This window comes from Pseudomonas fluorescens (assembly GCF_018614775.1).
In the GTDB taxonomy this organism is placed as follows: Bacteria; Pseudomonadota; Gammaproteobacteria; order Pseudomonadales; family Pseudomonadaceae; genus Aquipseudomonas; species Aquipseudomonas fluorescens_BY.
In genome coordinates this window covers 1-22,900 of sequence record NZ_JAGGOF010000104.1, presented here as the reverse complement: position 1 = coordinate 22,900, position 22,900 = coordinate 1, and the positions used below count along the sequence as shown (strand labels likewise).

Annotated in this window: 21 protein-coding genes and 1 pseudogene; 16 read left to right on the top strand and 6 right to left on the bottom strand. The window is 62.4% G+C overall.

Annotated features, from left to right (window positions below):
* Window positions 1-30: 30 nt before the first annotated feature.
* From J7E36_RS23215 to J7E36_RS23205, 3 genes are read right to left on the bottom strand one after another with little or no spacing between them, the layout of a single operon-like run.
* Window positions 31-828 (bottom strand): transglutaminase family protein, encoded by a 798-nt coding sequence (locus J7E36_RS23215; protein WP_215008346.1) that lies wholly within the window; start codon window positions 826-828, stop codon window positions 31-33.
* Window positions 825-1,775, bottom strand: coding sequence for an alpha-E domain-containing protein (locus tag J7E36_RS23210; protein WP_215008344.1), 951 nt, complete (start codon window positions 1,773-1,775; stop codon window positions 825-827). The genes J7E36_RS23215 and J7E36_RS23210 overlap by 4 nt, the downstream gene beginning before the upstream one ends.
* A gap of 3 nt (window positions 1,776-1,778) precedes the next feature.
* Window positions 1,779-3,188 (bottom strand): circularly permuted type 2 ATP-grasp protein, encoded by a 1,410-nt coding sequence (locus J7E36_RS23205; RefSeq protein ID WP_215008342.1) that lies wholly within the window; start codon window positions 3,186-3,188, stop codon window positions 1,779-1,781.
* A 592-nt stretch (window positions 3,189-3,780) separates the two neighbouring features.
* On the opposite strand from J7E36_RS23205, the gene J7E36_RS23200 reads away from it, so the two are divergent.
* From J7E36_RS23200 to J7E36_RS23165, 8 genes and pseudogenes are all read left to right on the top strand, one after another.
* A complete protein-coding gene (locus J7E36_RS23200) occupies window positions 3,781-4,371 on the top strand; it encodes an amino acid synthesis family protein (RefSeq protein WP_215008340.1) in 591 nt (196 codons plus the stop codon).
* 45 nt (window positions 4,372-4,416) lie between these two features.
* Complete coding sequence (locus J7E36_RS23195; RefSeq protein ID WP_215008338.1) at window positions 4,417-5,250, top strand: alpha/beta fold hydrolase; 834 nt, start codon at window positions 4,417-4,419, stop codon at window positions 5,248-5,250.
* A complete protein-coding gene (locus J7E36_RS23190) occupies window positions 5,247-6,728 on the top strand; it encodes an aldehyde dehydrogenase (RefSeq protein ID WP_215008336.1) in 1,482 nt (493 codons plus the stop codon). Before J7E36_RS23195 ends, J7E36_RS23190 begins: the two co-directional genes overlap by 4 nt.
* 11 nt (window positions 6,729-6,739) lie before the next feature.
* On the top strand, window positions 6,740-7,225 hold the full coding sequence (locus tag J7E36_RS23185) for a flavin reductase family protein (RefSeq protein WP_215008334.1): 486 nt from the start codon (window positions 6,740-6,742) through the stop codon (window positions 7,223-7,225).
* 156 nt (window positions 7,226-7,381) lie between these two features.
* Window positions 7,382-8,855: pseudogene (locus J7E36_RS23180) on the top strand (NAD-dependent succinate-semialdehyde dehydrogenase).
* Complete coding sequence (locus J7E36_RS23175) at window positions 8,852-9,256, top strand: carboxymuconolactone decarboxylase family protein (protein WP_215008332.1); 405 nt, start codon at window positions 8,852-8,854, stop codon at window positions 9,254-9,256. Before J7E36_RS23180 ends, J7E36_RS23175 begins: the two are co-directional and overlap by 4 nt.
* A 60-nt stretch (window positions 9,257-9,316) precedes the next feature.
* The gene (locus J7E36_RS23170; protein WP_215008330.1) at window positions 9,317-10,069 is read left to right on the top strand and encodes a GntR family transcriptional regulator; all 753 of its coding nucleotides are present in this window, start codon (window positions 9,317-9,319) and stop codon (window positions 10,067-10,069) included.
* Between the two features lies 1 nt (window position 10,070).
* Window positions 10,071-10,634 carry an NUDIX hydrolase gene (locus J7E36_RS23165; RefSeq protein WP_215008328.1) on the top strand — a complete coding sequence of 188 codons (564 nt, stop codon included), beginning with the start codon at window positions 10,071-10,073 and terminating at the stop codon, window positions 10,632-10,634.
* Window positions 10,635-10,775: 141 nt separating this feature from the next.
* Here J7E36_RS23165 and J7E36_RS23160 read toward each other — a convergent pair whose 3' ends face one another.
* Window positions 10,776-11,072 carry a DUF1330 domain-containing protein gene (locus J7E36_RS23160; RefSeq protein ID WP_215008326.1) on the bottom strand — a complete coding sequence of 99 codons (297 nt, stop codon included), beginning with the start codon at window positions 11,070-11,072 and terminating at the stop codon, window positions 10,776-10,778.
* 82 nt (window positions 11,073-11,154) lie between these two features.
* Here J7E36_RS23160 and ribBA point away from each other — a divergent pair, with 82 nt between their 5' ends.
* The 7 genes from ribBA (at window position 11,155) to J7E36_RS23125 (ending at window position 18,094) form a co-directional block, all read left to right on the top strand.
* On the top strand, window positions 11,155-12,264 hold the full coding sequence (ribBA, locus tag J7E36_RS23155) for a bifunctional 3,4-dihydroxy-2-butanone-4-phosphate synthase/GTP cyclohydrolase II (protein ID WP_215008324.1): 1,110 nt from the start codon (window positions 11,155-11,157) through the stop codon (window positions 12,262-12,264).
* Between the two features lie 290 nt (window positions 12,265-12,554).
* Entirely contained in the window at window positions 12,555-13,580 is a 1,026-nt protein-coding gene (locus J7E36_RS23150) for a polyamine ABC transporter substrate-binding protein (protein ID WP_215008322.1), read from the top strand.
* Window positions 13,565-14,509 (top strand): ABC transporter permease, encoded by a 945-nt coding sequence (locus J7E36_RS23145; RefSeq protein WP_215008320.1) that lies wholly within the window; start codon window positions 13,565-13,567, stop codon window positions 14,507-14,509. Before J7E36_RS23150 ends, J7E36_RS23145 begins: the two co-directional genes overlap by 16 nt.
* A gap of 6 nt (window positions 14,510-14,515) precedes the next feature.
* Window positions 14,516-15,325, top strand: coding sequence for an ABC transporter permease (locus J7E36_RS23140; RefSeq protein WP_215008318.1), 810 nt, complete (start codon window positions 14,516-14,518; stop codon window positions 15,323-15,325).
* Between the two features lie 17 nt (window positions 15,326-15,342).
* A complete protein-coding gene (locus J7E36_RS23135; RefSeq protein WP_215008316.1) occupies window positions 15,343-16,494 on the top strand; it encodes an ABC transporter ATP-binding protein in 1,152 nt (383 codons plus the stop codon).
* Window positions 16,495-16,535: 41 nt separating this feature from the next.
* Window positions 16,536-17,021: a flavin reductase family protein gene (locus J7E36_RS23130; RefSeq protein WP_215008314.1), complete on the top strand. Its 486-nt coding sequence runs from the start codon at window positions 16,536-16,538 to the stop codon at window positions 17,019-17,021.
* 29 nt (window positions 17,022-17,050) lie between these two features.
* A complete protein-coding gene (locus J7E36_RS23125) occupies window positions 17,051-18,094 on the top strand; it encodes an LLM class flavin-dependent oxidoreductase (RefSeq protein ID WP_215008312.1) in 1,044 nt (347 codons plus the stop codon).
* Window positions 18,095-18,284: 190 nt separating this feature from the next.
* Here J7E36_RS23125 and J7E36_RS23120 read toward each other — a convergent pair whose 3' ends face one another.
* Window positions 18,285-20,291, bottom strand: a complete 2,007-nt coding sequence (locus J7E36_RS23120; RefSeq protein WP_435304192.1) for a TonB-dependent siderophore receptor — start codon at window positions 20,289-20,291, stop codon at window positions 18,285-18,287.
* Window positions 20,292-20,682: 391 nt separating this feature from the next.
* On the opposite strand from J7E36_RS23120, the gene J7E36_RS23115 reads away from it, so the two are divergent.
* Window positions 20,683-22,479 (top strand): methyl-accepting chemotaxis protein, encoded by a 1,797-nt coding sequence (locus J7E36_RS23115; RefSeq protein WP_215008308.1) that lies wholly within the window; start codon window positions 20,683-20,685, stop codon window positions 22,477-22,479.
* Window positions 22,480-22,760: 281 nt separating this feature from the next.
* On the opposite strand, the gene J7E36_RS23110 is transcribed toward J7E36_RS23115, so the two are convergent.
* Window positions 22,761-22,900 (bottom strand): YbdD/YjiX family protein (locus J7E36_RS23110; protein WP_215008348.1); only part of this gene is annotated, 140 nt, incomplete at its 5' end.

Below are 22,900 nucleotides of genomic sequence, written 5' to 3'. Positions count from 1 at the left end.
CCTGCTCGCGATGGGGCCTTCGGCTCCAGCCTATTGGTGTTGCACCTGCACCATCGAGTTCACCTTCACCCGCGCATGCATCTGTTCCGCCCCCCCTCCTCGGCGCATGCCGCGGACCGGGCAAGCGTCGAGGTAGTCCAGGCCGACGGCCAGTTTGAGGTGGCGGTCGGGACGGGCCAGGCGGTTGGTCACGTCGAAGCTGTACCAGCCGTCATCCAGCCAGGCTTCCGCCCAGGCGTGGCTTGCCAGATGACTTTCATCGTCGGTGCACAGGTAACCGGACACATAGCGCGCCGGGATGCCCAGGCTGCGCGCGCAGGCCAGGAACGCATGGGTATGGTCCTGGCAAACCCCGCCTCCACCGGCAAACGCCTCGGCGGCTGTGGTGCTGACCGCCGTTGTGCCGACGCTGTAGGGCATCCGGGCCGCCAGGCCGTTCATCAGGTCGGTTAGCGCCGAGCGATCCCGCCGCCCCGCGCATTGCTCAAGGGCGAACGCGTTCAGTGCCTCATCCGCCAGGGTCAGTCGGCTGGTGCGCAGGAACGGCAGTGGTGACTGACTATCAGGTTCCATCTCCACCGACTGATGGATTTCCACTTCCCCGAACGCAGTCAGCACCAGGGCGCCGTGGGGTTCGTCCATGGTCATCACATGCAGGATGTTGCCATACGGGTCGAGCTGGCTGCGCACCAGGCGTGGCAGCTCCAGATGCCACTCCAGGATGCGCTGGCGCTGGCTGTCCTGAGGTGTCAGGCGCAAAAACTGAATGCTGGTGCAGACTTCATCGGCATAGCTGTAGGTGGTGTCGTGGCGTATGGACAGTTTCATACGACCTCCAGATAAGACTCGTGAACGGTCTGGCCCAAATGACGAATCTGGCCAATAAAGTCGGTCAGCCATTGATGCAGCCCCGAGGCGAGGATCTCGTCGATCCCCGAATAGCGCAGGCGTGCATGCAACTCCGCCGCCAGGCGCTGTGCCGGCCTGCCGTTATGGCCCGGCAGGCTGGCGAGGTTCAGATCCAGCTCCTCTATGCAGGCGTGCAGGGAGCGCGGAACGTCGGCGCGCAACAGCAACATCTCCGAGACCTGTTCGGCATTGGGTGCGTTACGGTAGATCTCGTTGAACGCCTCGAACGACGACAACGCCCGCAACAAGGCGCTCCACTGGTAGTAGCCACGCGCCGAGTTATCGCTGACCTCTTCCGATTCCTCGCCGAACATTTCGTAGCGCGCGTCCAGAAGGCGCAAAGTGTTGTCCGCTCGCTCTATAAAGGTGCCGAGGCGAATGAAACAGTAGGCGTCGTTGCGCATGATGGTGCCCGACGTCGCGCCACGGAACAGGTGCGAGCGCTCCTTGACCCATTCGCAGAAATGGCTGATGCCGTAGCGACCCAGACCGTTGCTGGCGATGTTGCGCATTTCCAGCCAGGTGGCGTTGATGTTCTCCCACATGTCGGCGGTGATGCGCCCGCGCACCGCGTGAGCATTGGTCCGCGCTGCCCGCAGGCAACTGTAGATGCTGCCGGGGTTGGTGTCGTCCAGGGCAAAGAAATGCAGCATGCGTTCGCTGTTCAGGGCGTCATAGCGCGCGTTGTAATCGTCCAGCGTGCCGGCGGCCAGCAATGACATTGCCAGCTCGGCGTGCCCGTCGCCGCGCCCGGCCTGGGGCATCAGCGACAGTGAGTAGCTGACTTCTAGCATGCGCGCCAGGTTCTCGGCGCGCTCCAGGTAGCGGGACATCCAATAGAGGTCCGAAGCGGTTCTTGAAAGCATGTCTTAGTCCTCCACCACCCAAGTGTCTTTGGTGCCGCCGCCCTGGGACGAGTTCACCACCAGCGAGCCTTCACGCAACGCCACCCGGGTCAGCCCGCCCGGTACCAGGCGGGTTTCCTTGCCCGACAGCACGAACGGACGCAGGTCGATGTGGCGCGGCGCAATACCGCTCTCGACAAAGGTCGGGCACGTGGACAGGCTCAAGGTCGGTTGGGCGATGTAGGCTTCGGGACGGGCCTTGAGGCGTGCGCGGAAGTCTTCGATCTCCGCCGCCGTGGCCGCCGGCCCTACCAGCATGCCGTAGCCGCCGGAGCCCTGGGTTTCCTTGACCACCAGGTCCGGCAGGTTCGCCAGCACATGGGACAGGTCCTGGGGTTTACGGCACTGCCAGGTGGGCACGTTTTTCAGGATCGGTTCTTCGGTGAGGTAGAAGCGGATCATCTCGTCGACGTAAGGGTAGATCGACTTGTCATCGGCGACGCCAGTGCCGACTGCGTTGGCCAGCACCACATTGCCGGCGCGGTAGACGGCGATCAGCCCCGGAACACCCAGCATCGAATCGGGGTTGAACGACAGCGGGTCGAGGTAGGCATCGTCGAGGCGGCGGTAGATCACATCCACTTGCCGGGGACCAGCGGTGGTGCGCATGTAGACGTGGTCGTCACGCACGAACAGGTCGGCGCCCTCCACCAGCTCCAACCCCATTTCGCGGGCCAGGAACGCGTGTTCGAAATAGGCGCTGTTGAAGCGGCCCGGGGTCAGCACCACGGCGGTGGGGTTGTCCAGGGGGCTTGAACTCTTGAGGGTGTCGAGCAGCAGGTTCGGGTAATGATCGATGGGGGCCACGCGTTGCGCAGCGAACAGCTCGGGAAACAGGCGCATCATCATCTTGCGGTCTTCGAGCATGTAGCTCACACCGCTGGGCGTACGCAGGTTGTCTTCCAGCACGTAGTAACTGCCATCGCCGTCGCGCACCAGGTCGACGCCAGCGATATGGGCGTAAATGCCCCGGTGCAGGTTCAGGCCCTGCATCGCAATCTGGTAACCCTCGTTGGCGAGCACCTGCTCGGCCGGAATGATGCGTTCCTTGAGGATATGCCGCTCGTGGTAGATGTCGGCCAGGAACATGTTCAGGGCCTGGACCCGCTGGATGCAGCCGCGTTCGACCGTCTGCCATTCACTGGCCTTGATGCTGCGGGGAATGATGTCGAACGGAATCAACCGTTCGGTGCCTTGCTCGTCACCATAGAGGGTGAAGGTGATACCGGCCCGATGGAACAGCAGGTCGGCTTCGCGGCGGCGTTGTTCAAGCAGTTCAAGCGGTGTGTCCGCCAGCCAGCGTGAGAAGGCTTGGTAATGCGGGCGGCAGTCACCCTTGGCGTCGTACATTTCATTAAAAAAAGCGTGGGGCATAGCCAACTCCCAGCCGCGTTCTACACGGCATTTCTTATCTCATCGTCATTCAATGGTTCGGCCTTGCCTGGTTTTAATGAGCCCTGTTTCTCTTGGTACCTCTATTGGCAGCGGCCATTGGTCTGGCCCTGGGTCCGGATGCCGAGCGCCCTTTGGATGAATCTGATCCACCGTGGCGGTGGCTTTCTCTTATGAACCATAGCAAACGCTGTGCCTATCCGGGTCTCTCAGGCTTTTTTTGGAAAAGTAAGCGTAATAACTCTTAAAAGCGAAAAGTATTTCCGTTTTGACGGCCCACAACCGCTTTCCAGCGCTGAAACGATATTCCCGGCACACCCTGTGTAGCGGTCAGCGGGTCGAATAGGTGCAACAAGACGCAGGGTTCGCGCTTATTGCACTGAAAGGGGGAAATTTATTCCCACAGGGAAAAGCCGGTCATCACGACCAAGCGCTGCTCGGCTAGAGCGCAGGGCGCCACCCGCCTCTCCTTCTGTCGCGCCTCGCGCACAAATCCAAAGCAGCCTCTTGCACTACCAATATTATGGTATACCATCATACGCACAAGCCCAATTCACCTCCTACGGAGCAGCTCATGAGTTTTGAAATTCGCAAGATCGTCAGCTATGTCGAAGAAACCTTCATCGAGGGCGGCAAGGCCACCGACAAGCCGGTGACCATGGTCGGCCTGGCAGTCGTCATGAAGAACCCTTGGCTCGGCCGTGGTTTTGTGGAAGACCTGAAGCCGGAAATTCGCGCCAACTGCTCCGACCTCGGCGCACTGATGGTCGAGCGTCTGGTGGGCATCATCGGCGGTGCGGAAAAAATCGAAGCCTACGGCAAGGCCGCTGCGGTGGGCGCCGACGGTGAAATCGAGCACGCATCCGCCGTCATCCACACCCTGCGCTTCGGCAACCATTACCGCGAAGCGGTCAAGGCCAAGAGCTACCTGAGCTTCACCAACAAGCGCGGCGGCCCGGGCACCTCGATCCAGATTCCGATGATGCACAAGGATGACGAAGGCCTGCGTTCGCATTACATCACCCTGGAAATGCAGATCGAAGACGCCCCGCGCGCCGACGAAATCGTCGTGGTACTGGGTTGCGCCGATGGCGGTCGTATCCACCCGCGCATTGGCAACCGCTATATCGACCTGGAAGAACTGGCCGCCGAAAAGGCGCAGTGATCCAGTCCGGTTGACCACAATAAAAAAGGCAAGCAGGAGCGCTCCATGATTCGGCTCACCGCTGAACTCACCCCGGCCGGCACCAGTTACCTGGCGACCGGCCAAGGCCAGCCCGTGGTACTGATCCACGGCGTGGGCCTGAACAAAGAAATGTGGGGCGGCCAAGTCGTTGGCCTGGCCACGACGTATCGTGTGATCACCTACGACATGCTGGGCCATGGCGCCAGTCCTCGTCCGCAGAACGGCACGCCGTTGCTGGGCTATGCCGATCAGTTGCTGGAGCTGCTCGACCACCTGCAAGTGCCCCAGGCCACCGTCATCGGTTTTTCCATGGGCGGCCTGGTGGCCCGTGCGTTTGCCTTGCACTACCCGCAACGCCTGCAAGGCCTGGTGGTGCTCAACAGTGTGTTCAACCGCAGCCCCGAACAACGCGCCGGGGTCATCGCTCGCACCGCACAGGCGGCCGAGCATGGCCCGGACGCCAATGCCGAGGCCGCCCTGTCGCGCTGGTTCAGCCGCGAATACCAGGCGGCCAACCCGGCGCAGATTGCCGCGCTGCGTCAGACCCTGGCGCAGAACGATCCGCAAGGTTACCTGACCACCTATGAACTGTTCGCCACCCAGGACATGTACCGCGCCGACGACCTGGGCAGCATCCAGGCGCCGACGCTGATCGCCACCGGCGAACTGGACCCGGGCTCGACCCCGGAAATGGCGGAGCAACTGGCCGCGCGCATTCCCGGCGCCACCGTTGCCGTGCTGGCCGAGCAACGGCATATGATGCCGGTGGAATCGCCACGGCTGGTCAACCAGTTGCTGCTGGCGTTCCTCGACAAGGCGTACGCCCAACCCAACCCAATCAAGGGGATCGTTGCATGACACTCGCACGCTTCCAGATGTGCATCGGCGGTGAATGGGTCGATGCCCTGTCCGGCAAGACCTTCGAAAGCCTGAACCCGGCGCTGGCGCAGGCCTGGGCCGAATTGCCTGATGCCGACGAGGCCGATGTCGAGCGCGCGGTGCAAGCCGCGCAGACCGCCTTCGACAGCCCGGCCTGGCGCGGCTTGACCGCCACGGCTCGCGGCAAACTGCTGCGACGCCTGGGCGATCTGATCGCCGAGAACAAGGAACAACTGGCCCAGCTGGAAAGCCGCGACAACGGCAAGCTGATCCGTGAGACCCGCGGCCAGGTCGGGTACCTGCCAGAATTTTTCCACTACACCGCCGGCCTGGCCGACAAGCTCGAAGGCGGCACCCTGCCCCTCGACAAGCCGGACCTGTTCGCCTACACCGTGCACGAAGCCATGGGCGTGGTGGCGGCGATCATCCCCTGGAACAGTCCGCTGTACCTGACCGCGATCAAGCTGGCCCCGGCACTCGCCGCTGGCAATACCATCGTGATCAAGCCTTCCGAACACGCGTCAGCGACGATCCTGGAGTTGGCTCGGCTGGCCCTGGAAGCCGGGATCCCACCGGGCGTGGTCAACGTCGTGACCGGTTATGGCCCCAGCACCGGCGCGGCCCTGACCCGTCATCCGCTGGTGCGCAAGATCGCCTTCACCGGTGGGGCCGCGACGGCCCGTCATGTGGTGCGCAGCAGCGCCGAAAACTTTGCCAAGCTGTCGCTGGAGCTGGGTGGCAAATCGCCGAACATCATCTTCGCCGACGCCGACCTCGACAGCGCCATCAACGGTGCGATCGCCGGGATCTACGCGGCATCCGGCCAGAGCTGCGTGTCCGGTTCGCGGCTGTTGGTGCAGGACGAAATCTATGATGAGTTCGTCTCCCGCCTGGAGGAGCGGACCAAACGCATCCGCATCGGCAACCCGCAAGACGACAGCAGCGAAATGGGCCCGATGGCCACTGCGCAGCAACTGGCCGTGGTCGAAGGCCTGGTGGCCGATGCCATCGCCGAAGGCGCGCGCCTGCGCCTGGGTGGCAAGCGCCCGACCGGCGTGGGTGACGGCTGGTTCTACGAGCCGACCTTGTTCGAATGCGACCGCAATTCCATGAAGATCATGCAGGAAGAAGTCTTCGGCCCGGTGGCGTCGGTGATCCGGTTCAAGGACGAGGCCGAGGCCCTGGCGATTGCCAACGACTCGCAGTTCGGCCTCGCCGCCGGCATCTGGACCCGCGACCTGGGCCGCGCCCATCGCTTGGCCCGGGACGTGCGCTCCGGAATCATCTGGGTCAACACCTACCGCGCAGTCTCGGCCATGGCGCCGATCGGCGGTTTCAAGAACAGCGGCTATGGACGCGAGAGCGGCATCGATTCGGTGCTGGCCTACACCGAGCTGAAAACGGTGTGGATCAACCTGTCCCAGGCGCCTATGCCTGACCCGTTCGTGATGCGCTAGGAGTCCTGAAAATGATCGAGCCCGGCATTTACAAAGAAGTCATGAGTTCCTTCCCTTCCGGCGTCACCGTGGTCACCACCCTGGACCCGGACGGGAACATCGTCGGCATCACCGCCAGCGCGTTCAGCGCGCTGTCGATCGACCCGGCGCTGGTGCTGTTCTGCCCCAACTACGCGTCCGACACCTACCCGATCCTGCGGGACAGCAAACAGTTCGCGATTCATCTGCTCTCCGCCGACCAGACCGCCGAAGCCTACGCCTTTGCCGGTAAAGGCAAGGACAAGGCCAAAGGTATCGACTGGCACCTGAGCGACCTCGGCAACCCGATCCTGGCCAAGGCCACGGCGATCATCGAGTGCGAACTGTGGCGCGAGTACGACGGCGGCGATCACGCCATCATCGTCGGCGCGGTAAAGCACCTGATCCTGCCCGAGCAGCCGGTTACACCGATGATCTACCACAAAGGCAAGCTCGGCGCCCTGCCCGCGCTGGGCTGATGCCCATATACAAACCCTGTGGGAGCGGGCTTGCTCGCGAATGCGGACTGGCATTCAACATCAATGTCGACAGATCCACCGCTTTCGCGAGCAAGCCCGCTCCCACAGGTACAGCGTTCGGCGCAGAACCTTTTTTCTTCCCACTCAGGAGCCGGCATGAGTCCAGCAGCCTTGCAACTGTTCCGCCAGCAGGCCTATATCAACGGCCAATGGCTCGAAGCGCCCGATGGCGCTTGCCAGGATATTTTCAACCCGGCCAACGGCGAGTTGCTCGGCCGGGTGCCGAACCTTGGCGCCGAGCATGCCCGCCAGGCCATCGCCGCCGCCAACAACGCCTGGCCGGCCTGGCGCGGGCTGACCGCCAAGGAACGCAGCCAGGCGCTCAAGCGCTGGCATGGGCTGATGATTGAACACGCCGATGCGCTGGCAGAAATCCTCACCCTCGAACAAGGCAAACCGCTGGCCGAAGCCCGGGGCGAGATCCTCTACGCCGCCAGCTTCATCGAATGGTTCGCCGAAGAAGCCAAGCGCATCTACGGCGACACCATCCCCAGCCACAAGGGCGATGCGCGCATTGTGGTGAGCAAGGAACCGATCGGCGTGGTGGCGGCCATCACCCCATGGAATTTTCCGGCCGCGATGATCACCCGCAAGGCCGGCCCGGCCCTGGCCGCCGGTTGTCCGTGCATCGTCAAGCCTGCGCCGGAGACGCCGTTCTCGGCCCTGGCCATGGCCGCCCTGGCGGAACAGGCCGGGATTCCCGCCGGTATTTTCAACGTGATCACCGGCGATGCCGTGGCCATCGGTGGCGAGCTGACCGGCAGCCCACTGGTGCGCAAACTCTCGTTCACCGGTTCCACGGCCATCGGCAAGTTGCTCATGGCCCAGTGTGCGCCGACGCTGAAAAAAGTCTCGCTCGAACTGGGTGGCAACGCCCCCTTCATCGTCTTCGACGACGCCGACCTGGAACGGGCCGTAGAAGGCGCGCTGGTCGCCAAGTTCCGCAATGCCGGACAGACCTGCGTCTGCGTCAATCGCTTCCTGGTCCAGGACGGCATCCACGATGCCTTCGTTGCACGCCTGGCCGAGCGCGTGGCGCAACTTAAGGTTGGCAGCGGCTTCGAAGCCGGCGTGAGCCAGGGCCCACTGATCAATGAGCGGGCCGTCGCCAAGGTCGAGGACCACGTCCGGGACGCCCTCGCCCACGGCGCCCGACTGCTCTGCGGCGGTGAGCGCCACGCCCTCGGTCATGGGTTCTTCCAGCCGACGGTGCTGACCGGCGTCACCGTGCAGATGAAAGTCGCCCGGGACGAAACCTTCGGGCCAGTGGCGGCGGTCTTCCGTTTCACCACCGAGGCCGAAGCCGTGCACATGGCCAACGACACCGATTCCGGGCTCGCCGCCTATTGCTACACCCGACCTGGGCCGCGCCTGGCGCATGAGCGAGGCGCTGGAGTACGGCATGGTCGGCATCAACGAAGGCCTGATCTCCACCGAGGTCGCCCCGTTTGGCGGCATCAAGACCTCAGGCCTGGGCCGCGAAGGCTCCAAATATGGCATCGACGATTACCTGGAACTCAAATACACCCTGATGGGTGGGCTCGAAGAATTTGGGAGCACGCCGCGATGAGCAACGACAAGTATGAACAAGGCCTGAAGATCCGCACCCAGGTGCTGGGCGAGGCCTACGTCAACCGCTCCATCGAAAACGCCGACGATTTCACCCGGCCGTTGCAGGAAATGGTGACCGAATACTGCTGGGGTCATGTCTGGGGCCGCGAGGGCTTGTCGCTCAAGGAGCGCAGCATGATCAACCTGGCGATGATCTCGGCGCTCAATCGCCCGCACGAACTCAAGCTGCATGTGCGTGGCGCCTTGCGTAACGGCCTGAGTCGTGAGCAAATACGCGAAATTTTGCTTCAGGTCGGTATCTATTGCGGCGTTCCCGCGGCGGTAGACAGTTTCCGGCTTGCCCGGGAAGCCTTTGTCGAAGCCGATGCCGAGGCCTCCAGTCAACCTTCGGCTGTTTGATCCGAACGTGCGCGGACGTTGCCCGTTCGGCACGGACAGCCTTATTACAGAGCGGACCCCATGAAACGCCTGCCACTCGACGACAGCTTCAAGGTCAATCGCAACCCCATTACCCTGCGCGAAATCGTGCTGGATAAACTGCGAAGCGCCATCATGAACTTCCAGCTCCTGCCGGGCGATCGCCTGGTCGAACGCGATCTGTGCGATCGCCTGGGTGTGAGCCGTACGTCGGTACGCGAAGCGCTGCGTCACCTGGAGTCCGAAGGCCTGGTGGAATTCGCCGACGCCAAGGGGCCTCGGGTGGCGATCATCACCCTGGCCGATGCCGGCGACATCTATGAGCTGCGTTGCGTGCTGGAAGGCTTGATCGTCCAACTGTTCACCCTGCGTGCCAAGGCCAAGGACATCAAGGCCCTGGAGAAGGCCCTGGAGGAGAACCGCAAGGCGCTCAAGGACGGCGAGTTGCAGCAGGTGATCGATTCGGTGCAGGGTTTCTACGACGTGCTGCTCGAAGGTTCCGGCAACCACGTGGCGGCCACCCAGCTGCGGCAGTTGCAGGCGCGCATCAGCTACCTGCGGGCGACGTCGGTGTCCCAGGAAAACCGCCGCGGCGCCAGCAACCAGGAAATGGAGCGGATGGTCGAAGCCATCAAGAGCGGCGACCCGCTGGCCGCCCACCAGGCATCGGTGGATCACGTCCGGGCGGCGGCCAAGGTGGCGCTGGAGTACCTCAGGCGCAAGCAGGAAGAAACCGGTGACATCCCTGAAATCACGGCGCCCATCGCCCTGAAAGAACCTCGCATAGGACACTGACATGTTCAGCCCGAGCTTTTGTCCAAAGTGCGGCGGCAGTGACTTGAATCACCGCCTGCCAGCGGGCGATACCCATGAGCGGCTGATGTGCGACGGCTGCGGCTACATTCATTACGTCAACCCGAAGATCATTGCCGGCTGCATCATCGAGCAGGACGGAAAGTACCTGTTGTGCCAGCGGGCAATCCCGCCACGCCCCGGCACCTGGACACTGCCCGCCGGTTTCATGGAGGGCAACGAGACCACCGAGCAAGCGGCGCTGCGCGAAGTCTGGGAAGAAACCGGCGTGCGTGCCGAGATCGTCTCGCCCTACTCGATCTTCAGCGTGCCGAAGATCAGTGAGGTGTACATCATCTTTCGCGCCATCGCGCTGGAGATCACCGGCCAGTTCGGCCCGGAAACCCTCGCCTGCCAGTTCTTCGCCCCGCAAGACATCCCCTGGGACAGCATCTACTACCCGGCCATCCGGCAGATCCTCGAACGCTATATCGAGGAACGCCAGGCCGGGGTCTATGGCATCTATATCGGCAACGACGACAGCGGCAAGATCCACTTCATCCGCTGATCATCCTCTGTGGAATCCCCCTTGTGGGTCACCCCTGTGGGAGCGAGCCTGCTCGCGATAGCGGTGGGTCAGTAAACAATTCATCTGCTGACCCACTGCCATCGCGAGCAGGCTCGCTCCCACAGGTAAACGACCCGACACCTACAGCGGCACCACGCCCTCGACAATGATCACCTCGGCCCGCGCCACATCGGTGCGGTGACGCTTGGCCTCCTGATACTCCGGCGAGTGATAGCAGGCCAGTGCCTGTTCGTACGAGTCGAACTCGATCACCACGCTGCGTTGCGGCGTGGCCCTGCCCTCCATCGCCTCGCTGCGCCCACCCCGGGCGAGCATGCGCGCGCCGTACAGGGCAAACGCTGCCGGAGCCCGCTGGGTGTATTGGCTGTATTGATCGGGGTCGGTGACATCCACATGAGCAATCCAGTACGCCTTCACAGTGACCTCTCGGGTTATTTTGTATTATGGTATACCACAAGTTGTTTCCATCAAGCACGCCACCCAAACAAGAGAGCCCGACATGGCCTTTAACAGCATTCAGGAAATCATCGAAGACTACCGCCTGGGCAAGATGGTGTTGCTGGTGGATGACGAAGACCGCGAAAACGAAGGCGACCTGCTGCTCGCCGCCGATTGCTGCAGCGCCCAGGCCATCAGCTTCATGGCCCGGGAAGCCCGCGGGCTGATCTGCCTGACGCTGACCGACGAACATTGCCAGCGCCTGGGCCTTGAGCAGATGGTGCCAAGCAACGGCAGCGTGTTCAGCACTGCGTTCACGGTCTCCATTGAAGCCGCCACGGGCGTGACCACCGGCATTTCCGCCGCCGACCGGGCGCGCACCGTCGCCGCAGCCGTGGCCGCCGATGCGGGGTCCAACGACATCGTGCAACCCGGGCATATCTTCCCGTTACGCGCCAAGGAAGGCGGCGTGCTGACCCGCGCCGGGCACACCGAAGCCGGTTGCGACCTGTCGCGCCTGGCGGGCTTCACGCCGGCGTCGGTGATCGTCGAAGTGATGAACGACGACGGCACCATGGCCCGTCGCCCGGACCTGGAAGTGTTCGCACACAAGCACGGGATCAAGATCGGCACCATCGCCGACCTGATCCATTACCGTCTGAGCACCGAGCACACCGTGGTGCGCATCGGCGAGCGCGAGCTGCCGACGGTGCACGGCACCTTCCGGCTGTTCACCTTTGAAGATCGCATCGAAGGCGGTGTGCACATGGCGATGGTCATGGGCGACATTCGCCGCGACGAACCGACCCTGGTGCGGGTGCACGTGATCGACCCGCTACGGGACCTGGTAGGCGCCGAATACAACGGCCCGTCCAACTGGACCCTGTGGGCGGCGCTGCAACGGGTCGCCGAAGAAGGCTGCGGCGTGGTCGTCGTACTGGCCAACCACGAATCCTCCCAGGCATTGCTTGAGCGCGTGCCACAACTCACCCAGCCGCCGAGACAATTCAGCCGTTCCCAATCGCGCATCTATTCTGAAGTAGGTACCGGGGCGCAGATTCTCCAGGACCTGGGCGTCGGCAAGCTGCGACACCTGGGGCCACCGCTCAAGTACGCGGGGTTGACGGGGTACGACCTGGAGGTGGTGGAGAGTATTGCGTTCAGCGGCTGACCAACACAGTTCCCCCAGGGGTCGTGGTTGCCGGAAACAAGGGTTCATCCTGCAACGACAGAAAAATCTGCCTCCAGACAGATAGTCGGTAAGGCAAAGTGCTTGCAGAAAGTTTGGAATACCATAATATGATATTCCATAGACCGAACGTTTTAGCCAAGCGCACCCTGCAGGGAAAGCGCATTCAACCCGCCCTTGGTACGGTCACCCGCAAGACCCGATGGACCTAAGCTCCCGATAAGCGGGCACACACAAGCCCGCTCAATAAACACAACAATGAGGGCGTGAAAATGGTGTTGAAGAAAAGCGCAGTCGCCGTTCTTTTTGCGAGCCTGCTGAGCGTCGCCAGCCAGGCGTCGATGGCCGCTGAAAGTGTCAACTTCGTCAGTTGGGGCGGCAGCACCCAGGACGCGCAGAAGCAGGCCTGGGCCGACCCGTTCAGCAAGGCCAGCGGCATCACCGTGGTCCAGGATGGCCCCACCGACTACGGCAAGCTCAAGGCCATGGTCGAGAGCGGCAACGTGCAGTGGGACGTGGTCGATGTCGAAGCGGACTTCGCCTTGCGTGCCGCCGCTGAAGGCCTGCTCGAACCCCTGGACTTCTCGGTGGTGCAGCGTGACAAGATCGATCCACGCTTCGTGTCCGATCACGGCGTTGGTTCGTTCTACTTCTCCTTCGTCCTCGGCTACAACGAAGGCAAGCTCGGTGCCGGCAAGCCTCAGGACTGGTCCGCGCTGTTCGATACCAAGACCTACCCTGGCAAACGCGCCCTGTACAAATGGCCGAGCCCTGGCGTGCTTGAGTTGGCCCTGCTGGCCGACGGCGTCCCGCAAGACAAGCTCTACCCACTGGACCTGGACCGCGCCTTCAAGAAACTCGACACCATCAAGAAGGACATCGTCTGGTGGGGCGGCGGTGCCCAGTCCCAGCAACTGCTCGCCTCCGGTGAGGCCAGCCTCGGTCAGTTCTGGAACGGCCGCATCTATGCCCTGCAACAGGACGGCGCGCCCGTCGGCGTGAGCTGGAAGCAGAACCTGGTCATGGCCGACATCCTGGTCATTCCAAAGGGTTCGAAAAACAAGGCAGCGGCCATGAAGTTCCTGGCCAACGCCAGCAGCGCCAAGGGCCAGGCCGACTTCTCCAACCTGACGGCTTATGCGCCGGTCAACGTCGACAGCATCGCACGCCTGGATTCGGTGCTCGCCCCCAACCTGCCGACCGCCTACGCCAAGGATCAGATCACGCTTGATTTCGCCTACTGGGCCAAGAACGGTCAGGACATCGCGACACGGTGGAACGAATGGCTGGTCAAATAAAAATGTCGGCAACGGCAACCCGGCACACCGGGGGCGCCACTGGCGCCGCCGGTGTCACAACCGCCAAGGCTGTCGCCACGCAAACCCCGTCGCTGGCCCAGCGCTGGCGCGGGGCCGGCAACCTGGCCCCCGCGCTGCTGTTCCTCGGCCTGTTCTTTCTGGCACCGCTGATCGGCCTGCTGCTGCGCGGCGTGCTGGAGCCGGTGCCGGGGCTTGGCAACTATGAGCAACTGTTCGCCAACTCGGCGTATGCCCGGGTGCTGTTCAACACCTTCTCGGTGGCTGGGCTGGTGACACTGTTCAGCCTGCTGCTGGGCTTTCCTCTGGCCTGGGCAATCACCCTGGTGCCCCGTGGTTGGGGCCGCTGGATACTCAACATCGTGTTGCTGTCGATGTGGACCAGCCTGCTGGCCCGTACCTACTCCTGGCTGGTGTTGTTGCAGGCTTCCGGGGTGGTCAACAAGGCGCTGATGGCGCTGGGCATCATCGACCAGCCGCTGGAGATGGTGCACAACCTCACCGGCGTAGTGATCGGCATGAGCTACATCATGATTCCGTTCATCGTCCTGCCGTTGCAGGCGACCATGCAGGCCATCGACCCGATGATCCTGCAGGCGGGCTCCATTTGTGGCGCCAGTCCCTGGACCAACTTCTTCCGGGTGTTCCTGCCGCTGTGCCGGCCGGGGTTGTTTTCCGGTGGGCTGATGGTGTTCGTGATGTCCCTCGGTTACTACGTGACCCCGGCACTGCTGGGCGGCGCGCAAAACATGATGTTGCCCGAGTTCATCATCCAGCAGGTGCAATCGTTCCTCAACTGGGGCCTGGCGAGTGCCGGTGCCGCATTGCTGATCGCGATCACGCTGGTGTTGTTCTACTTCTACCTGAAGCTTCAGCCGGAATCCCCGGTTGGCGCCAGTAACGCGAGGTAAACCGTCATGCTCCTGACTCCCAATGCCATGAGCCGGCGCATGCGCTTCGGTCTGTACTTCACGACCGGCGTGATCGGGGTGTTCCTGCTGTTGCCGATCGTGTTCATCGTATTGCTGTCGTTCGGCTCCTCCCAGTGGCTGGTATTCCCGCCGCCAGGCTGGACGCTCAAATGGTACGGCCAGTTCTTCTCCAACCCGGACTGGATGAACGCCGCGCTGACCAGCCTCAAGGTCGCCCTGCTGACGACCGTCTGCGCGGTGGCGCTGGGCTTGCCGACGGCATTTGCCCTGGTGCGCGGACGCTTTCCCGGCCGGGAAATGCTCTACGGCCTGTTCACCCTGCCGATGATCGTGCCGCTGGTGATCATTGCCGTGGCGGTGTACGCGCTGTTTCTCAAGCTCGGCTACACCGGCACGATGTTCGCGTTTGTGGTCAGCCACGTCATCGTCGCGTTGCCGTTCACCATTATCTCGATCATCAACTCGCTCAAGCTGTTCGACCAGTCCATCGAGGACGCGGCGGTGATCTGCGGTGCCTCGCGACTGCAAGCGGTGTTCAAGGTGACGTTCCCGGCGATTCGCCCGGGCATGGTTGCCGGTGCCCTGTTTGCGTTCCTGGTGTCGTGGGACGAGGTGGTGCTGAGCGTGATGATGGCCAGCCCGACCCTGCAAACCTTGCCCGTCAAGATGTGGACCACCCTGCGCCAGGACCTGACGCCTGTGATCGCCGTCGCTTCGACGCTGCTGATCGGCCTCTCGGTGCTGGTGATGGTGATCGCCGCCGCCCTGCGCCGGCGCAATGAACTCAGCGCCTGAGCGCCTAGGAGAACACGATGAGTGCTGTCAAAGACCCCGCACAACAGAACAACAAGACCCTGGTCAGCCTGCGCAACCTGAACAAGCACTACGGCGACTTTGCCGCCGTTGACGATATATCCCTGGAGATCCAGGACGGTGAATTCCTGACCTTTCTCGGCTCCAGCGGCTCGGGCAAGAGCACCACGCTGTCGATGCTGGCCGGGTTTGAAACCCCCAGCAGCGGCGAAATCCTGGTGGGCGGCAAATCCCTGGTCAATGTACCGCCGCACAAGCGCGACATCGGCATGGTGTTCCAGCGCTACTCGCTGTTCCCGCATCTGTCGGTGCGCGACAACATCGCCTTTCCCCTGGCGATCCGCAAACTCGCCCCGGCCGAACGCGACCGCCGCGTCGACGCCATGCTCAAGCTGGTGCAGTTGGAACAGTTCGCCCATCGCCGCCCCTCACAACTTTCCGGCGGCCAGCAACAGCGCGTGGCGATTGCCCGGGCGCTGGTCTACGAGCCGCGCATCCTGCTGATGGACGAACCCCTCGGCGCCCTGGACAAAAAGCTCCGTGAAGACCTGCAGGATGAACTGCGCCAACTGCATCGGCGCCTGGGCATCACCATTGTCTACGTCACCCATGACCAGGAAGAAGCCATGCGCCTGTCCCAGCGCATCGCGATTTTCAGCCACGGCAAGATCGTCGGTTTGGGCAGCGGCTATGACCTGTACCAGAATCCGCCGAACGCTTTCGTCGCCTCGTTCCTGGGCAACTCCAACTTCCTCAAGCTCAAGGCCCAGGGCAACGCGGTGGCGACCTTCGAAGACCAGTCAGTGTCGATCCGCCTGACCACCGGTCTGCAAACCGACCAGGATGTACTGCTGATGGTACGCCCGGAAAAAGCCCTGGCCCTGAGCACCGAACAGGCCACCCAACAGCCGCTGGCGGCAGGCTGGAATGAAGTATCGGCCAAGGTCGTCGAAGTGCTCTTCCTCGGCGAGAGCCAGACCTGCAGCGTGGTGACCTCCGGCGGCACCGCCATGACCGTCAAGGCCCTCTCCGCCGCCGGCATGCCCCTCAAGGCCGGCGACCCGGTGCGCGTGCGCTGGGCCACCGCCGATGCCTGCGTCTACACCCAATGGGCCGAAAGCGATTTGAACAAGGCTGCCGGTGCTCATTGATGAACACGGCGTCACTCCTGTATGCGTGCGAGGACTGTTAAATGATTGATGCCAACGTTTACAAAAAGGTCATGGGTTCGTTTCCCTCCGGCGTGACGGTGATCACCACCCTGGACGATGACGGGCAGCTTGTCGGCCTCACCGCCAGCGCGTTCAGCTCTCTATCGATGAGCCCGGCCCTGGTGCTGTTCTGCCCCAACTACAGCTCCGATTCCTACCCGGTGCTGATCAGGAACAAGCGCTTCGCCATCCACTTGCTTTCCGGCGGGCAGCAGAACGAAGCCTATGCCTTCGCCCGCAAAGGCAAGGACAAGACCCAGGGCATCGAATGGACCCTGAGCGAGTTGGGCAACCCGTTGCTGAGCAATGCCACCGCCATCATCGAATGCGAATTGTGGCGCGAATACGAAGGTGGCGATCACGCCATCATGGTCGGCGCCGTGAAGAACCTGATCGTGCCGCAGCACACACCGGGGCCACTGGTTTATTGCCACGGCAAGATGGGCGCCCTGCCCGTCCTCGCCTGAACCGATCGTCAACGACAAGAGATAGCGCCATGAAATTTTCCCTGTTCATACACATGGAGCGCTGGGACGAAAGCGTCAGCCATCGCCAGTTGTTCGAAGACCTGACCGAGCTGACGCTGCTGGCCGAAGCCGGTGGTTTCAGCACCGTGTGGATCGGCGAGCACCACGCCATGGAATACACCATTTCGCCAAGCCCGATGCCGTTGCTGGCGTACCTGGCCGGCAAGACCACCACCATCCACCTGGGCGCCGGCACCATCATCGCGCCGTTCTGGCACCCGCTGCGGGTGGCCGGTGAATGCGCGCTGCTGGACGTGATCAGCAACGGCCGCATGGAAGTCGGCCTGGCCCGTGGCGCCTATCAGGTCGAGTTCGATCGCATGGCCGGCGGCATGCCGGCCTCCTCCGGTGGCCAGGCCCTGCGGGAAATGGTTCCGGTGGTCCGCGCGCTGTGGCAAGGCGACTACGCCCATGACGGCGATATTTGGAAATTCCCGACGTCCACCAGCGTGCCCAAGCCGATCCGCAAACCGCACCCGCCGATGTGGATCGCCGCCCGCGACCCGGACTCCCACAACTTCGCCATCGCCAATGGCTGCAACGTGATGGTCACGCCGCTGATGAAGGGCGACGAAGAGGTCCTGGACCTTAAGAACAAGTTCCAGGCCGCCCTGGATAACAACCCGGATGTGCCGCGTCCGCAATTGATGGTGCTGCGCCACACCCACGTGCACTCGGTGGACAACCCCGAAGGCTGGAAAATCGGCGCCCAGGCGATCGCCAGGTTCTACCGCACGTTCGACGCCTGGTTCGGCAACAAGCAAACCCCGGTCAACGGCTTCCTGGCGCCAAGCCCCGAGGAAAAATTCGCCGGCCGTCCGGAGTTCGAACTGGAAAGCCTGCACAAGACCGCCATGATCGGCACCCCGGAAGAAATCATCCCGCGCATCCAGTACTACCAGGAACTGGGCGTGGATGAGTTCAGCTTCTGGTGCGACAACAGCCTGCCCCACGCGGAGAAGAAGAAATCCCTGGAGCTTTTCATCAAGCACGTGGTGCCGGCGTTTCGTTGATAGCGCGGTCTGGTCGGACCGCTATCGCGAGCAGGCTCGCTCCCACAGTAGGTAATGGTGAACACAGAGGAAGTGGACACCTGCGGCCAATGTGGGAGCGAGCCTGCTCGCGATGACGGCCGGAAGAGAAAAGAGAATGCAAAAAATGCCCGGACTTTAAGGTGCGGGCATTTTTTCCAGGGCCGCCGAATCAGAACGTCACGCTGGCACTCAGGCGCGCGGTGCGTGGCTCTCCTACGTTGACTTGCAGTTGACTGCCCGTGGAGGACGGGTAGTACTGCTTGTCGAACAGGTTATCGACATTCAATTGCAGCGAGGTCTTGTACCCCAGCACGGGCGATTCCCAACGCAGGAAGGCGTCGGCCACGGTGTAGCTGCTCAGCCAGAAATCGTTGGCATTGTTGGCCGCACGCTCGCCGACGTAGCGTGCGCCGCCACCGGCATGCCAGGCGCCGAATTCGGCGGGGACGTCCAGGTGACGGCTCAGGTAGAGGCTGGCGGTGTGCTTGGGGGCATCGGCCAGGCGATGGCCTTCGTCGTCCGGGTCATCGAGGATTTCGGTGTGGGTGTAGGCATAGGTACCGATCAGGTCCCAGCGCTCGGACAGGCGACCGGTGATGTCCAGCTCCAGGCCTTGGGAGCCCACTTTGCCAGCGGCTTCTGCCAGGGTCACGCCGTTGACCGTGGAAGACGTCACGACGTTTTTCTTCACGATGTCGAACAGTGCGAGGTTGATGTTCAGGCCTGGCAGCGGGTCGTATTTGGCGCCCACTTCGTAGCTGCGGCCCTCCTCCGGATCGAAGGTATTACCGGCGTCGTCCACGGTGTCATTGGGCTTGAACGAGCGGCTGTAGTTACCGTACAGCGACAAGGTATCGGTGGCCTTGTAGACCAGGCCGAGAAACGGCACGAAGGCATCGCCGTTGTCATCGCGATTCACTTTATAACTGCTGCCCAGCCCCTGGTCACCGTACTGGTCGTAGTGCTGGTAACGGCCACCGAAGACCAGGATCCAGCGGTCGTCGAGGTGCCAGTTGTCCTTCAAGTACATGGCGCTGGAAGTCAGTTCATTGCGCAGGTCGCTTTGCGCGGCGCTGACAAGACTCGGCTCAGGTAAATTACCGTAGACCGGCGAGGTGATATCGAAACCAGCGCGCGCTGCATTGCGGTAGGTTTTCCCGCGATATTGATCGGAAACCTGGTTGTCGACACCGACCAACAGATCGTGGCGTTGACCGAACAGCTCCTGCTTGCCCATGAAGTCCCAACTGGCGTAGCGGGTTTCATCATCGTAGTGGGCGCCGTTGGCTGCCCGACGCAACGTATTGCCAGTCAACGCGTTGGGCTGCGCAATCGAAAGACTGTACCGATCATTGTTCCAGCCATAGGTCACGCGCGTCTTCCACGCCTCGCTCAACTCATACTCGAAACGTGCCGTGGCCGTTTCACGAATACCCTGGCTCTTGGCCCAGGGCTCATCGAGACGCTGGTCATAATCGATGTCGGCCGGATGCCCGTTGGTGAACACCGTGCCGCGGTCGAACGGGTTGGAATATTCGTTGTACTCGTAGCTCAGGCTCACGGAGGCGCGATCGCCCGTCCAGGCCAGCGACGGCGCAACCAGCGTGCTCTCGTTGACGCCGTAGTTACGCCAGTAATCCTCGTGCTTGCGTTCGGCAATCAACCGATAGGCCAGGCCGGTATCACCCAGCGGACCGGTAGTGTCCACGGCCATGGTGCCGCCACCTTCGCTGTAGCCAGAGCCACTCAGCGTGGTGCTTTGGGTGTACTCGGGCTGCTTGCTGATGACGTTGATCAGGCCGCCGGGCTCCAGCGCGCCGTACAGCATCGAGGCCGGGCCCTTGAGTACTTCGACCCGTTCGGTGGTGGCGCTGAAGTTGTGCCCCAGGTTCGAACGCACGCCGTCGCGCAGGATCGAGCCATCGTCGTTGGTGCCAAAACCACGTTTTATCAGTGAGTCCCGCGAGCCGCCCAAGGTGTTGCCCTGGCTGACCCCGCTGACGTACTTCATCGCGTCGCCCAGCGAACGCACCTGATAGTCGGCCAGCGTCTGCCGGGTCACCACGTTGATCGATTGCGCCTCTTCCCTGATCGGGACATCGCTCTTGCTCGCCGTACTGGCTTGCGAGGCCGTATAGCCCTGGTCCCGGGTGATGCCACTGGCCTGGATGGACATCGCCGGCAGTTCGAGTGTGTCCTGCGCCCAGACCGGGTTCGCGATGAAACAGCAGGACAATGTCGGCAAAACGCGCTTGATGAAAGCGTTGCGATTCGCGGGAGGGGTGGAACGATTCAAAGCGCTGCACTCACAGAGGGATGTTAATGAGAGCGACTATACTTTGAGAATAATTCCCAGTAAATACTTGTGGGAGCGGGCTTGCTCGCGAATGCGGTGGGTCAGGCCACATCTGTATCGACTGACAGGACGCATTCGCGAGCAAGCCCGCTCCCACAGGGTTTCAGCTAAATAGTAGGACGTGATATCAAATCGCCCCAATCTGCTAAAGCTTTGGCCCACGCGGTCGAATGTATGCCATTGAGAGATTTTTTTGCCCAGGAGCAGCGGCATGCAGACGTTAAAGGCCTTGTACGAGTCTATCGAGATGCAGTTTTTCGATACGCTCACCAAAAAGCTGTCGAGCCTTTTCCTGCTGGTGGTGGTCAGTGGGCTGCTGTACTGGGTGGCCCTCAGCGCCCGTTCCGAGATCCTGCTGCAATTGCGCAACGCACAACTGGACGCCGCGTTGCTGGGGCAGATCGAGGGCCGGCTCGACAGCCTGGCCCACGCCCTGCTCTCCGGCGCGCTCCTGACGCTGTGCATGATCAGCTTCATGGTCTGGTACTTCCGCCACCTGATCGTGCGCCCCGTCACCATCATGACCAAGGCCCTTGAAGAAATTGCCAATGGCGAAGGCGACCTGTCCAAGGACCTGCCGCTGGTGACCCACGACGAAATCCGCGTGCTGGCCAGCACCTGCAACCGTTTCCTGGCCAAGCAGCGGGAGATCATCAGCAACGTCCAGGCGCTGACCGTGCACATCGCCGTCGAATCGGCGCGCTCGTTGAAGAACATCAGCGACTCCAGTGACAGCGCCACCCACCAGGCACGCTTCGCCAAGGAGGTGATGGACCAGAGCAACACCGCCGTGGGCCGCATTGAAGAGGTTTCGCGCCAGACCCAGGGCATCTCCAGTACCACCGCCCAGAACCTGAGCATGGCCCGCGACTCCTACGCCGAACTGCTGGAAGTGACCGGTAACATCAGCGAGATTTCCGCCAGCCTCGGTGAGTTCGCCACGCTGGTGAGCGCGTTGAACCAGCGCTCTTCGAGCATCAAGTCCATCGTTGGCTTGATCCAGCAGATCTCGGCCCAGACCAACCTGCTGGCCCTCAACGCCGCCATCGAAGCCGCCCGGGCCGGTGAGAGTGGCCGGGGTTTTGCGGTGGTGGCCGATGAAGTGCGCACCCTGGCGCAGAACGTCAGCCGGGCCACCGACGATATCTCGCGCAACATCGACGCCATGCTTGAGGAAGTCAGTTCTACCCACGAACAGACCACCCAGATCAGCCACAGCGCCCGGGAAACCCAGAAAGTGGTGGAACGCGCCTCCGGCCATTTCGAAAGCATGATCGGCGACTTCGAGTCCACCAATGGCAAGCTGGCCGACATTGCCGAGCATATCCAGCAGTTCGCCGACAGCAACACTGGCATCAACGACCGGGTCACCCAGATCCACGCCGACAGCCAGTCCATCGACCAGCGCATGCAACACTCGGCGACCGCTACTCGTGACTTGTCCGGTGTCGCGGAAAAGGTACAGGCGCTGCTGGGCCGGTTCGTACTCGGCCACGGCAAGCTCGACGCCGCCATCACCCGCGCCAGCCAATGCCGCGACACGCTCCAGGTACGCCTGGAAGCGCTGCAACGTGAGGGCGTGAATTTGTTCGACCAGAGTTATCAGCTGGTGCCGGGGACCGATCCCAAGCAATACATGACGAGCTATACCACGCGCTTCGCCGAGGTCTGCCAGGACGCCTGCGACACACTCACCCGCAGCACCCCGGGTGGCAAGGTTTCATTCATCGTCGACACCAAGGGCTATTGCCCGGTGAACAACAGCTGGGTCTCGAAACAACCGACGGGGGATCGCGCCGTCGACCTGCCGGTGTGCCGCAACAAACGAATCTTCAACGACCCGATCGGCCTGCGCGCGGCGGGCAACGTCCAGCGCTTCCTGTTGCAGACCTACCTGCGCGATACCGGGGAAATCATGACCGAGATCGACGTGCCGTTCTTCTTCGGCGGCCGCCATTGGGGCAACCTGCGGGTGGGGTTCGATGCGGCGGTATTGTTGGCGGAGTGACCTCCCCCGTGGCGAGGGAGCTTGCATAAACCATTGTGGGAGCGAGCCTGCTCGCGATGGCGGTGGGTCAGTCAATATCGTGTCGGCTGATCGTACGCCATCGCGAGCAGGCTCGCTCCCACAGGGAATCGGCGGCGCAAGCAAATCCTGAGTTCACGCCAAACAACTGTGGGAGCGGGCTTGCTCGCGAAGGCGGTGGATCAGTCAATATCTTCATCAACTGACCCATCGCATTCGCGAGCAAGCCCGCTCCCACAAGGGACTACCTCAAGGCTACCGAGTCAGCAGCACTTGGGCCCACCCTTGCCACCGTAACGGGCTTGCTGGCGTTCGCGGAAGAACGCCTCGTAGTCCATCAGCGGTTTGTCCGGGTGCTTGGTTTGCATGTGCTCGACGTAGTTGTCGTAGTCGGGCATGCCGA